This is a genomic window from Neisseria sicca (genome assembly GCF_017753665.1).
In the GTDB taxonomy this organism is placed as follows: Bacteria; Pseudomonadota; Gammaproteobacteria; order Burkholderiales; family Neisseriaceae; genus Neisseria; species Neisseria flava.
This window is the reverse complement of record NZ_CP072524.1, coordinates 1,033,878-1,045,579: the sequence shown is the minus strand read 5'-3', so window position 1 is coordinate 1,045,579 and position 11,702 is coordinate 1,033,878. Positions and strand designations below refer to the sequence as shown.

The 11,702-nt window shown below is 51.8% G+C and carries 11 protein-coding genes and 1 pseudogene; 3 read left to right on the top strand and 9 right to left on the bottom strand.

The genetic code is table 11. The annotated features are described in order from the left end of the window. Positions 1 to 9: 9 nt before the first annotated feature. From J7445_RS04890 to J7445_RS04880, 3 genes are all read right to left on the bottom strand, one after another. Positions 10 to 138: a FeoB-associated Cys-rich membrane protein gene (locus J7445_RS04890; RefSeq protein WP_003756918.1), complete on the bottom strand. Its 129-nt coding sequence runs from the start codon at positions 136 to 138 to the stop codon at positions 10 to 12. Continuing rightward, entirely contained in the window at positions 135 to 2,003 is a 1,869-nt protein-coding gene (gene feoB, locus J7445_RS04885; RefSeq protein ID WP_107812709.1) for a ferrous iron transporter B, read from the bottom strand. The genes J7445_RS04890 and feoB overlap by 4 nt, the downstream gene beginning before the upstream one ends. Positions 2,004 to 2,173: 170 nt before the next feature. Further along, positions 2,174 to 2,440: a FeoA family protein gene (locus tag J7445_RS04880; protein WP_003742387.1), complete on the bottom strand. Its 267-nt coding sequence runs from the start codon at positions 2,438 to 2,440 to the stop codon at positions 2,174 to 2,176. 317 nt (positions 2,441 to 2,757) lie between these two features. Between J7445_RS04880 and J7445_RS04875 the strand changes: the two genes are divergently transcribed. Next, the gene (locus tag J7445_RS04875) at positions 2,758 to 3,405 is read left to right on the top strand and encodes an NAD(P)H-hydrate epimerase (RefSeq protein WP_209283349.1); all 648 of its coding nucleotides are present in this window, start codon (positions 2,758 to 2,760) and stop codon (positions 3,403 to 3,405) included. Positions 3,406 to 3,564: 159 nt separating this feature from the next. Further along, positions 3,565 to 4,608 carry a sulfate ABC transporter substrate-binding protein gene (locus J7445_RS04870; protein ID WP_039406965.1) on the top strand — a complete coding sequence of 348 codons (1,044 nt, stop codon included), beginning with the start codon at positions 3,565 to 3,567 and terminating at the stop codon, positions 4,606 to 4,608. Positions 4,609 to 4,776: 168 nt separating this feature from the next. On the opposite strand, the gene yddG is transcribed toward J7445_RS04870, so the two are convergent. From yddG to J7445_RS04850, 5 genes and pseudogenes are all read right to left on the bottom strand, one after another. After that, positions 4,777 to 5,685, bottom strand: coding sequence for an aromatic amino acid DMT transporter YddG (yddG, locus tag J7445_RS04865; RefSeq protein ID WP_209283223.1), 909 nt, complete (start codon positions 5,683 to 5,685; stop codon positions 4,777 to 4,779). Positions 5,686 to 5,819: 134 nt separating this feature from the next. Further along, positions 5,820 to 5,930 (bottom strand): annotated as a pseudogene (locus J7445_RS12495) (IS5/IS1182 family transposase); the annotation flags it as partial. Between the two features lie 237 nt (positions 5,931 to 6,167). After that, a complete protein-coding gene (gene bioB / locus J7445_RS04860; protein ID WP_107812588.1) occupies positions 6,168 to 7,229 on the bottom strand; it encodes a biotin synthase BioB in 1,062 nt (353 codons plus the stop codon). A gap of 418 nt (positions 7,230 to 7,647) precedes the next feature. Further along, on the bottom strand, positions 7,648 to 8,622 hold the full coding sequence (locus tag J7445_RS04855; RefSeq protein WP_209283222.1) for a class 1 fructose-bisphosphatase: 975 nt from the start codon (positions 8,620 to 8,622) through the stop codon (positions 7,648 to 7,650). A 77-nt stretch (positions 8,623 to 8,699) separates the two neighbouring features. Further along, positions 8,700 to 9,095 (bottom strand): hypothetical protein, encoded by a 396-nt coding sequence (locus J7445_RS04850; RefSeq protein WP_209283221.1) that lies wholly within the window; start codon positions 9,093 to 9,095, stop codon positions 8,700 to 8,702. Between the two features lie 148 nt (positions 9,096 to 9,243). Between J7445_RS04850 and J7445_RS04845 the strand changes: the two genes are divergently transcribed. Then, entirely contained in the window at positions 9,244 to 10,587 is a 1,344-nt protein-coding gene (locus J7445_RS04845) for a polynucleotide adenylyltransferase PcnB (RefSeq protein ID WP_209283220.1), read from the top strand. Positions 10,588 to 10,767: 180 nt separating this feature from the next. On the opposite strand, the gene truB is transcribed toward J7445_RS04845, so the two are convergent. Further along, positions 10,768 to 11,685 (bottom strand): tRNA pseudouridine(55) synthase TruB, encoded by a 918-nt coding sequence (truB, locus tag J7445_RS04840; RefSeq protein WP_209283219.1) that lies wholly within the window; start codon positions 11,683 to 11,685, stop codon positions 10,768 to 10,770. Positions 11,686 to 11,702 lie beyond the last annotated feature (17 nt).

Here is an 11,702-nt window from a genome sequence, read left to right as displayed (position 1 = left end):
TATCCATATTTAACCGCAACCGCCGCATTTGCCGCAACCGCTGCTGCAATCGCGTTTTTTCGGTTTGAATACGAATTTTCGCAAGAGGAAGAATATGCAAGTGAGCATAATCAAGCCGACGATAATATATTGAGTCATGACGATAGTATCCTTGAAGTAATTTGGTAAACCACAAATGCGGCAAAGTAAGCCATCAGGAACAAATAGCCGGTAATCATCACCATATTTTTTGTGGATTTGGTTTCGCGTTTAATCACAGCCAATGTCGCGGCACACATGGGGGCGTACACATACCAAGCCAGGAAGGCGAAGGCGGTTGGCAAACCCCAGTTGTTGTGCACAATCGGAATCAGCGCGTTTTGTACGGCGTCTTCAGACGACGCGCTGACGGCATAGACCGTACCCAGTGCGGCAACGACGACTTCACGCGCGGCAATGCCCGGAATCATGGCGATACACATTTCCCAAGTGAAGCCCAGCGGGGCGAACAATGGTTGGATAGCGTGGCCGAGCATACCAGCCAAGCTGTAGTCGATTGCCGCGCCTGTTGCACCTGCGGGCGGTTGCGGCCAGCTTACCAAGCCCCACAAAACTACGGCAAGGGCGAAGATAATCGTACCGGCGCGTTTGAGGAAGGCTTTTACCCTGTCCCACAGGCTGGTCATGATGTGTTTGAAGTTGGGCGTGCGGAAAGTCGGCAGCTCCATCAAGAGCGGGAATTGCTGCACGTTGCCTTTCATACGCGCCAAGCGTTTCATGATATACGCTGCCAAGGCGGCAGACAGGATGCCTACGAGATAGAGGATGAACAGCGTCAGTCCTTGCAGGTTGAAAATCCCGCCTACGGTGCGATTAGGAATGACGGCGGCGATAATCAGCGCGTAAACGGGCAGCCGCGCGGAGCAGGTCAGCAGCGGGGCGACGGCGATGGTAACGAGGCGTTCGCGCGGGTCATTAATCGTACGCGCCGACATCACGGCGGGAACGGCACAGGCGAAACTCGACAGGAGCGGGATGAATGAGCGTCCGGACAGGCCGCTTTTCGCCATTACGTTATCCAGCAGGAACGCCGCACGCGGCAGGTAGCCTGAGTCTTCCAAAAGCAGGATGAAGGCGAACAAAATCGTAATCTGCGGCACGAACACCAACACGCTGCCCAAACCGGCAATGACGCCGTTGACGAGCAAGTCGCTGAGGATGCCCGGCTCCATGTTGGTGCCTATCCATTCGCCCAGCGCGGCAAAGCCGCCTTCGATGGCTTCCATAATCGGTGCCGCCCAAGTGTAAACCGCTTGGAACACCATAAACAGGATAAACAGCAGCATAATTATGCCCCAGACGGGGTGCAGCACGATGTCGTCGAGTTTTTTGTGCCATGCGGGCAGCGTCATTTCCGTGCGCACCACCTGTGCCAAAATCGATTCGACTTCTTGATAAAGTTTGTCGCTCTCCAGCGCCTCGAGCGTGCGTTCGGCAGAAGCGGGGTTGGCGGGGAAAGAGCGTTTACGCGGCAGCTTCGCCACGGCTTCGCGCACGGCCTGTACACCCGACGCGCTCACGGCAACTGTTTCCAAAACAGGTGCATCCAACAACTCGCTCAGTTTGGCCGCATCAATATTCAAGCCCCTTCTGCGGGCAACGTCGCTCATGTTCAGCGACACCACCATAGGCAGTCCCAGCGTTTTCAGTTCCAAAATCATGCGCAGGGTCATACGCAGGTTGGTCGCGTCGGCAACGGCAATGATGGCGTCGGGCGGAATGCCCAGCTTGCCTACGGCGACATCTTTCGCCACCGCTTCGTCGGGGCTGGTCGTGCGCAGGCTGTATGTGCCCGGCAGGTCGATAATGCGAACGGCCTTGTCGTCAAGTAAGGCGCCCTCGCGCTTATCGACCGTTACGCCCGGATAATTGGCAACCTTGGCATGTGCGCCGGTCAAACCGTTGAACAAAACGGTTTTGCCGCAGTTTGGCGCGCCAATCAAGGCAAAATAGCTTAGTTCCATTTATTTATTCTCCTTGTTTGATTGTGTGATGAGTTTGGCGTTGGATTGGGGAAAAGGCTTTGAAACGGCGCTTTCAGACGACCCGGGTCGTCTGAAAAGGATAGGGCGGTCAGGTTCAATCCGCCTTTGCCGCATTTTCAGAACATGAAGCCCGCCTGTCTGTACAGCGGTCAGCCGTCAATCACATGGCACATAATTTTTCCCGCTTCTTCCTGCCGCAACGAGAATTGCGACTGGTTGCCCAAACGTACGGCAAACGGACCGCGTCCGAATCCGCCGACGGCAATCACCTGCAACGGCATTCCGCTTGAAAAACCCAAGTCGGCAAGACGGCGCGTAACCAGCGGGTCGAGTTCGCCGAAAGTCGAATTGGGGACGATGGAGTCGATGTGCGCGACTGCGCCTTTACTGAGTTTTGACAAAGGTATGGCAGACATAGTGTGTTTTACTTTCGTTGTCGATTGAAAAAAGAGACAGCAAGTAAAGACGAATTAGACACAGGGTAGGCAGAGGCATGTTCCAACGCCCGTTCCCGCAAAAGAAGTAGTTTTAATTGTTTATCACTTTGTTTTATTTTGATAATAAATCTTGTTAACATAAAAATCAAATCCAAAGCCACCAAATTCCTGATTTTCAGACGACCTCTTGCGGCAAATCAAAAAAAGCGAATGATTTGACGGGAAAGTCGGGCAGGGCTATTGATAAGGTTTGCATTTGGATGTTTGATAGGCAGTAAAGAGAAAAGGAGCGAATGATGAAAATCTACACCGCCGCAGAAATGCGCGAACACGAGCAAATAGCAGTCGATAAAGGCACGACTTTCGAGCAACTGATGGAAAACGCGGGACAAGCCGCCGCGGCTGATTTGCTGCGCCGTTTTCCCAAAGCAGGACGCGCGTTAATCGTTTGCGGCAAGGGCAACAACGGCGGCGACGGTTTGGTCATCGCGCGCGTGTTGTCCGAAAAGGATTGGCAGGCAGATGTCGTTTTTGTCTTGGGAGATAAACTGTCGCCGCTGGCGCAGTTGAATCACGAGCGTTTGAATCATTTAGACGGCGTCAGCTTTATCCGATCCGACGAACTGGAAGGCCGTACCACAGGCAGGCTTCGCACTCTGAAAACAGGTTACGACCTCGTTATCGAAGGCATTTTCGGAACAGGCTTCAGCGGCGCATTGCCCGAAACAGCCGCCGCCGTCTGCCGCCTGCTGAACCAAGCCGACGGTTTCAAAATCGCGCTGGACATCCCGACCGGACTGAACTGCGACACCGGCGAAGCAGACAAAGACACCTTCCGCGCTGACCTGACCTACGCCTTCGCCGCCTACAAACCCGCGCATATGACTGATGCAGGCAAAGCATATTGCGGAGAGGCCGTGTGTTTGGATATTGGGATAGAGTAGCCCTCTTTTGGGTGGTTTAGATAAAAACGTCGTCTGAAAATACGGCTTTGACCGAATTTTGGTACTTATAACCAAAACCGCTAAACCCGAAAGCAAACATTATTTCCGTCGTCTGAAACGTCGGTATAAAGTGTCCCCATCAAATATCTGGAGAACAAAATGACTGTCCGCACAACCGCCCTTTTTGCTGCCGCCGTTTTAGCGGCATGCTCGCCGCAATCCGAACAAAACACCGCTTCACCGTCTTCTCCTGCGGCAGACGGCAAAGGTGTGAAACTATTGAATGTTTCTTATGATGTGGCACGAGATTTTTATAAAGAATACAACCCTTTGTTTGTCAAAGAATATCAAAGTAAACACAAGGGCGCAGACATAGACATCCAACAGTCGCACGGCGGTTCCAGCAAACAGGCATTGTCTGTCGCCAACGGGCTGGCGGCGGATGTCGTTACCATGAACCAGACTTCCGACATCGATTTGTTGGCGCAGAAAGGGCTGATTAAACCCGACTGGGCAAAACGTCTGCCGGACAATGCCGTTCCCTATACCAGCGTAACCGTTTTCCTTGTCCGCAAAGGCAATCCCAAACAAATCAAAGACTGGAACGACTTGGCGAAAGACGGTGTCAAAATCGTACTCGCCAACCCGAAAACTTCCGGTAATGGCCGCTATGCTTTCCTTGGTGCATACGCTTACGGTTTGAAAGCCAACAACGGCGATGAAGCCAAAGCGCAGGAATTTGCTGCATCCGTCCTGAAAAACACGCCCGTGTTTGAAAACGGCGGACGTGCTGCCACGACAACGTTCAGTCAGCGTAATATCGGCGACGTTTTGGTTACTTTTGAAAACGAGGCGAATCACGTCAGCAAAAAACTGACCCAAGATCAGTTTGAAATCGTTTATCCGAGCTATACCATTCTGTCTGAAACTCCTGTTGCCGTTGTGGACAGCGTTGCCGACAAGAAAGGTACGCAGGAAGCCGCCAAAGAATATTTGGAATATCTATGGAGCAAACCCGCGCAGGAGCTTGCCGCCAAACTCTACCTTCGCCCGCGCAATGCCGAAGTATTCGCCGCACACAAAGCAGATTTCCCCGAAATCGAAACCTTCAGTCCCAACGAAAAATTCGGTACATGGGATGAAATCATGAAAAAATTCTTCGCTGACGGAGGTCTGGTCGATAAACTGTCGCCCAAAAGATAAGTTGGTACTTTGATAAGAAAAACGTCGTCTGAAAACCGGCTTGAGCAAAACCTGCCATGTCGGTTTTCAGACGACGTTGTGTTGAGATGTGATACGGTCGGGGGCGGTTACGCTTTTATCGGTATATGTTTCAACCGAAAATCTTATTTCTATGATTTAGAGGTGCGGTCATGCTTTCTTTTGTGTTGCCAACCAGCATACGGCCGATCCGATGCATACCATCGCCGCACCTTGCCAAAATTCCGTAGGAAGCGGTGCGTCGAGCAGGAAGGATGAAATCAGGGCGGAGAAAACGGGGATAAAATAAGATGCGCCTGCCAAAACGGTCATATTGCCGCGCGAGATGCCGATGTTCCACACTGCATAGCCCAAACCCATACAGGATGCGGCAGCAAGTGCGTATAAGACTGATTCGGTATCGAAATTGAGGCTGCCGTAGCTGCCTGCAAAATATTTTGCCCACAGGACGCAGGAAACGAGGAAAAAGAAAAAGCCGACGGCATTACCCTGCGCCTTAACCCGCGCGGTCAGTGTGCAATATGCCGCCCAAAACAGCGCGTCCAAGAGCGCCATGATATAGCCTGCGGGATTGGCGAGGACATTGCGGTAAATATGGGCGGGGGACAATCCGCCTTCCCCGCCCAAGACGATGGCGATGCCGATGAAGGATAGTGCAAAGCCTATGGCAATCCACCATTTTGCCGGCTGTTTATTGAACCAGACCGCGCCGATGATGGTAAAAGTCGACCATAAATAATTGACCATGCCGATTTCGACGGTTTGTCTGGCGTTGTCTGCATATCCGATGGAAAGGGACAGACACAGTTCGCAGCCGACAAAAAAGATACCTGCCCAAAAAAGGTAATTCCGGCTGAAGCGGCGCAAATCGGGTTTGCCGAAAATCAGCAGCAGCAATATCGTGGCAAGGCTGTACATGACTGCTGCGCCGCCTACCGCCCCCATGTGCAGGCTCAAGGTACGGATTAACCCAATGACGGAACTCCAAAAACAGACGGCAAAAAGGCCGATGAAGGTGGCCTGTTTCGGGGAGATGGGATAGGCGGTAAGACGGTACATGATGTGGTGTGTATTGGATGTGTGGATGGAATGACAGGAGACGGTAATGTTTTTGTTTGAATCCGCCTGTCTGCGTGTTCAAAAAGGTCGTCTGAAAACATAGCTTCATTGAACGATGCTTTCAGACGACCTTTGTATAGTGGATTAACTTTAAACCAGTACGGCGTTGCCTCGCCTTGCCGTACTATCTGTACTGCCTGCGGCTTTGTCGTCTTGTCCTGATTTAAATTTAATCCACTATATTGTTTTTGCGGGAATCTAGGAAGAATTTGCTCTTTTTAGAGAGCGATTCCACAGGAAAACGAAGGTTTTTTCAAAGGCGAATTATAATGGAATAGATGGGAGACAAACAAGGCGGCATAATGCCTGAGTCTTATTTCATCTTTGCAAAAAAAGGTCGACTGAAAATCTGTTTCAACGAAATCAAATGTTGAAGCCCGTTTTCAGACGACCTTGTTTATTGGGAATATAGGCAAGAACGATTAATAATCCACTTTGATTTTAGGGGCTTCACTTTCCTGTTGCGCCGCTTCGTATTCTTCTTCCAATTCAAACCGCAGCGGATACAAATTCAGCTTTTCCATCAGTAGGCGGTCGCCGTCTTCGTCGGGATTTTCGGTGGTTAAGAGCTTGTCGCCGTAGAAAATCGAGTTCGCGCCCGCCATGAAACACATTGCCTGCATGGATTCGGGCATATTGCTGCGCCCTGCCGACAGGCGGACGTAGCTGTGCGGCATGGTAATCCGAGCCACGGCGATGGTGCGGACAAACTCCGTCCAGTCTAAATCTTCGGCATCGGCCAGCGGCGTGCCTTCTACTTTGACGAGCTGGTTAATAGGCACGCTTTCGGGCTGCGGGTCGAGGTTGGCGAGGCTGGCAATCAGTCCGGCACGCTCGGCGCGGGTCTCGTTCATGCCGACGATGCCGCCGCAGCAGACTTTCAAACCGGCATTGCGGACTTTGCCCAAGGTGTCCATGCGGTCTTCGTGTTTGCGGGTATGAATGATGTCGTTGTAGCGCTCAGGGTCGGTGTCTAGGTTGTGGTTGTAATAGTCCAAACCTGCTTTTTTGAAGTCTTCCGCCATGCCGTCTTCGAGCATACCGAACGTGCCGCAGGTTTCCATGCCCAATCCTTTGACGGCTTTGATGATTGCGGAAACCGTCTCCACGTCTTTGGGTTTGGGGCCGCGCCATGCCGCACCCATGCAGAAACGGCTTGCACCGCGCGATTTGGCGATTTTGGCTTTTTCAACGATTTCATCTACATCCATCATCTGCTCTTTGCCCAGATTGGTGTTGTGGTGCGCCGATTGCGGGCAGTAGGCGCAGTCTTCGGGGCAGCCGCCGGTTTTGATGGACAACAGGGTGGAAAGCTGGATTTCGCGCGGGTTGAAATTTTGGCGGTGGATTTCGGCGGCTTGGTAAACGAGGTCGAGGAAGGGAAGTCCGAACAGGGCTTCGACATCGCATTTTTTCCAATAACGCGCGGTTGGATGCGGCTTGCGCTCGGTCTTACGGCGCAAGGCGACGGGAGAGATGGTCATAGTGGTTCTTTCGTATTTACAGTGTCGCAATGACGCTGACTGCCTGACTGTCGGCGCAATGACGGCAGCGGCACGGTTGGAGTGAAACGTCGTCTGAAAACAGACGAGGAGGAAGTGTAACGCGTTTGAAAAATGGGGGCAAAAAATTCTGTTCGGCGGTTGGCAAAGGCTTGACAAATTCTGCTTATTTTTTGGGAATTTTATCTGCCTGTTTTTTAATCAATTATATTTTCTTCTTTTATATCAATCATTAATTTGATATATCCACAGCGCAATTCACATAAAGCATGGATAATCGGAAGTAAGGTAAGGAGGTGTTTTTTCCCGCTTATCCTGATTTTCAGAATGTTGGGAAAAGGTCGTCTGAAACATACACGGTAATTTCAGACGACCTTTTTACATTTAATTTTTACACCTATCAGGCTTGATGAAGTTTGCGGATATAGTCCACTTCTTCTTTGCTGCCCATGAAGACGGCGACGCGTTGGTGCAATCCGACCGGCTCGACATCCAGCATGTCGATTTGTCCGTCGAAAGCCGCTCCGCCTGCCTGTTCCAAAATCAGGCTCATCGGGTTGGCTTCGTACATCAGGCGCAGTTTTCCCGGTTTGGAGAGATCGCGTTTGTCTTGGGGATACATGAACACGCCGCCGCGCATCAGGATGCGGTGGATTTCGGCAACCATGCTGGCAACCCAGCGCATATTGTAGTTTTTACCGCGACTGTCGGTTTCACCTGCCAGCAGTTCGTCGATATAGCGTTGGACGGGCGGCAGCCAATGGCGGCGGTTGGACATATTGATGGCAAATTCTTTGGTGGTTTCGGGAACGCGCGGATTTTCTTTGGTCATCACAAAATTACCGTCCTCATCTAAAGTAAAGACGGAAAGGCCGTGTCCGACGGTCAAGACCAGTTGGGTTTGCGGGCCGTATAAAACATAACCTGCGGCAACTTGGTCTCGGCCTTTTTGCAAAAATGACGCCGTTTCCAAATCGCCTTCGGGTTTCTCCAAAATAGAAAAAATCGTGCCGACGGAGATGTTGACATCAATGTTGGACGAGCCGTCCAGCGGGTCGAATAAAACCAAATAGCGTCCGTCAGGATGGGCGGCGACAAAAGTGTCTTCCTCTTCGCTTGCCAAACCGGCAACAGACGGATTGTCTTTTAAGATACGGATGAGAATATCGTTGGCGATAACGTCGAGTTTCTTTTGGTCTTCACCTTGGATGTTGCCCGTACCTGCCATGCCCAAAACGCCTGAAAGCGCGCCCAGGCGGACTTTTCCGCTGATTTCGCAGCAGGCACAGATGACGGATTCCAATACGCTGCCTAATTGTTCGGGCAGGGCGTTTTGCTGTAAATGTTCTGGAAGGAATTGCGCGAATGTGGTCATGTCAAACTCGATTTCTTGAATGATTTTGAAAAACGTCCGAAAAAGATTCAGACGAGGTTTGAAGAAGGAGGGAGTGTTTATTTGCTGTCTGAAGCGGCGCGCTTGCCGTCCAATCCGACAGTTTCTTTCAAACAGTCCGTGGTGCTCTGTTTGATTTGTTCTTTGACGTTTTCACTGATATTGCCCGACAGGATGGCAGACATATCTTTCACCGAAATGCGGTCTGCCATCTTTTCGGCAGTGCAGGTGCAGACTTGAAGTACGGTTTCTTCTGAAAGCAGGCTTGTTTTCGGTACTTTGGCGACGCATTGCTCTGTTGCGCCTTCTACAAAACCTTTGCGGAATTCGCTTTTGAATTTGTCGGTAACGCTGTCGGAAGACCCGTCTGAACAGGCGGTCGCGGCAAGGACGAGGAATAAGGATAATACGTTGGTTTTTTTCATCATCGTACAGGAAGGATAAGTTTGGTTCATTGTAATTTAAAACCGCTGCGCCTGCCAGCCGGAGGCGGCAAGGCTTCAGACGACATAGGTTTGCACAACTTAAGGTATAATGACGCCCCGCAGGCATCGGAGGCTTCCGTTTGCAGGCAGAAGAATAACAAGAAAGAGTATCAGGACTATGTTGAAAAAATGGCTGAACAAAGTTTTGTCCGGCAGACAGAGCAGACAAACCGAGGTTCGCAAGGAAATCATCCCTGCTGAAGAATACCGCATCAACGCGGATATGATCAGTTTTGCAGCGGAAAAAACCGTCAAACGTTTGCAAGAGGAGGGGTTCAAAGCCTACATCGTAGGCGGGGCGGTCAGAGATTTGCTGTTGGGCGTAGAGCCTAAAGACTTCGATGTCGCCACCGATGCCACGCCGGAGCAGGTGAGAAAAATTTTCCGCCGCAGCCGCATCATCGGCAGGCGTTTTCAAATCGTCCATGTCATGACAGGTCCGGAAACCATAGAAGTAACGACATTCCGCGGCGGCGGCAAGGTGCAGCAAAACGCGCACGGCAGGATTATGAAAGACAACACTTATGGCAGCATAGAAGAAGATGCGATGCGCCGCGACTTTACCTGCAATGCGTTGTATTACGATCCGATACGCGAAGAAATTTTGGATTTCCATAACGGCGTCAACGATATAGCCGCCAGAAGCCTGGTTATGATAGGCGATGCTACGGAGCGGTATCGTGAAGATCCTGTCCGTATCCTGCGCGCCGTACGCTTGTCGGGCAAACTTGGCTTTTCGGTGGAGGAATCCACTGCCGCTCCGATTCCGGAGTATGCAGGTCATCTGAAACACGAACCTGTCGCCCGTCTATTTGACGAAATCATGAAGCTGCTGTTTTCCGGCCATGCGCGGGAATGTTTGAAAAAGCTCAACAGCTTGGGTGTTTCAGACGACATCCATCCGCTTTTAACTGCGTTAAAATCGGCGGAAAAGGCTGAAAACCGCATTATTTCGCTTGCACTGAAAAACACTGACGAGCGGCTGCGTCAGGACAAATCGGTTTCGGTCGGCTTCGTCTTGGCTGCCGTACTGTGGCCGGATGTCAACCGACGCTGGCAACAGAATCTGGCACAGGGGCAAAAGCCTGCGCCTGCACTGACAGACGCTATCGAATCCCTGCGGAGCGATGTTGAAAAAGGTTGGGGCGTACCGCAGCGTTTTGCCGCGACCATGCGGGAAATCTGGCAGTTCCAACCGCAATTCGAACAGATGCGCGGCGCCCGTCCGCACCGCCTGCTCGCGCAGCAGCGTTTCCGGGCTGCTTACGACTTTCTGGTGTTGCGCGGCGAAGTGGGCGAGATTGACCGCCAAACGGTCGAATGGTGGAACAGTTTCCAGCATGCCGATGAGGGTTTGAGCAATGAAATGACGACAAACCATGCTCGTGCGCAGGGTAATGAAGGTGTGAAAAAGAAACGCCGCCGCCGTCCGCGTAAAAAGAAAACGGAACAAGGGCAATAGAGATAATAGTCGAAAAGTCGTCTGAAAACGGGTATGACAGGTTTTCAGACGATTTTTTTCATGGGGTTGGAACGGTTGTTTCAAATCTGCCAATATTTTGAGAAATTTAACTGAGAAGGTAGTCTAAAAACTATATTTCAGACGACCTATTTCTATATTTTCAATTCAGAATCAGAGCGTTCAGTCTTTCGCCGTGTTCATCAGCCGCAGGGCTTTGAGGCGGCCGATTTCTGTTTGGTATTCCACCAAGCCGATAAATGTTCCGCTTCTGTCGTAAACGCGGAGGATGGGCTGGTTGGCGGAGATGTCCTCGATAAACTGCGGGCGTTGGCCGCATTTGAGCATGGTTACGGCGCGGTCGTTTAGTTCGATTTTGAGGAGGTGCCGCACTAAAACGTCGCAGGGCAGGAGCAGGGCGTCGCATTCGGTTTCGTTTAATTCTGCCAAGGCGTCGAGCGTGTGGCTTTCGCGGATGGTGAAACCGGCGGTTTCGGTGCGGCGCAGGGCGGTCAGGTGGGCGAATGTGCCGATGTGTTTGGCGATGTCTTCGCTCAGGGTGCGGATGTAGGTGCCTTTGCTGCAACGTACGTCGATGACGGCTTTGGGTGCGTCAAACTCGGTAATATCGATGGCGTAAATGGTGATGTCGCGCGGTTTGCGTTCGATGACGATGCCTTTGCGCGCGTATTCGTACAGCGGTTTGCCTTCGTGTTTGATGGCGGAAAACATCGGCGGCACTTGGCGGATGTTGCCCGTCAGGGCTTGGCATGCCGTCTGAAATTCGGCTAAGGAAATGTCGGCGCGGGCGGTGGCGATGATTTCGCCTTCGGCATCGCCGGTGCTGCTGGCTTCGCCGAGTTTCAGCGTGGCGGTGTAGGCTTTGTCGGCATCCAGCAGGTATTGGGCGAACTTGGTCGCTTCTCCGAAGCAGACGGGCAAAAGTCCGGTCGCCAAAGGGTCGAGCACGCCGGTATGCCCCGCTTTTTCGGCGTTGTAGAGGCGGCGGGCTTTTTGTAGGGCAGTGTTGCTGGAAAGGCCTTCGGGCTTGTCGAGCAGGAGGACGCCGTTGACGGGGCGTTTGGCGGGTTTTGCGGTCATAGTGATGGGGAAGGGTA

Coding starts and splice junctions, on each gene's coding strand:
- J7445_RS04890 (WP_003756918.1), bottom strand. CDS start 138: ATGACTCAATATATTATCGTCGGCTTGATTATGCTCACTTGCATATTC.
- feoB (WP_107812709.1), bottom strand. CDS start 2,003: ATGGAACTAAGCTATTTTGCCTTGATTGGCGCGCCAAACTGCGGCAAA.
- J7445_RS04880 (WP_003742387.1), bottom strand. CDS start 2,440: ATGTCTGCCATACCTTTGTCAAAACTCAGTAAAGGCGCAGTCGCGCAC.
- J7445_RS04875 (WP_209283349.1), top strand. CDS start 2,758: ATGAAAATCTACACCGCCGCAGAAATGCGCGAACACGAGCAAATAGCA.
- J7445_RS04870 (WP_039406965.1), top strand. CDS start 3,565: ATGACTGTCCGCACAACCGCCCTTTTTGCTGCCGCCGTTTTAGCGGCA.
- yddG (WP_209283223.1), bottom strand. CDS start 5,685: ATGTACCGTCTTACCGCCTATCCCATCTCCCCGAAACAGGCCACCTTC.
- bioB (WP_107812588.1), bottom strand. CDS start 7,229: ATGACCATCTCTCCCGTCGCCTTGCGCCGTAAGACCGAGCGCAAGCCG.
- J7445_RS04855 (WP_209283222.1), bottom strand. CDS start 8,622: ATGACCACATTCGCGCAATTCCTTCCAGAACATTTACAGCAAAACGCC.
- J7445_RS04850 (WP_209283221.1), bottom strand. CDS start 9,095: ATGAACCAAACTTATCCTTCCTGTACGATGATGAAAAAAACCAACGTA.
- J7445_RS04845 (WP_209283220.1), top strand. CDS start 9,244: ATGTTGAAAAAATGGCTGAACAAAGTTTTGTCCGGCAGACAGAGCAGA.
- truB (WP_209283219.1), bottom strand. CDS start 11,685: ATGACCGCAAAACCCGCCAAACGCCCCGTCAACGGCGTCCTCCTGCTC.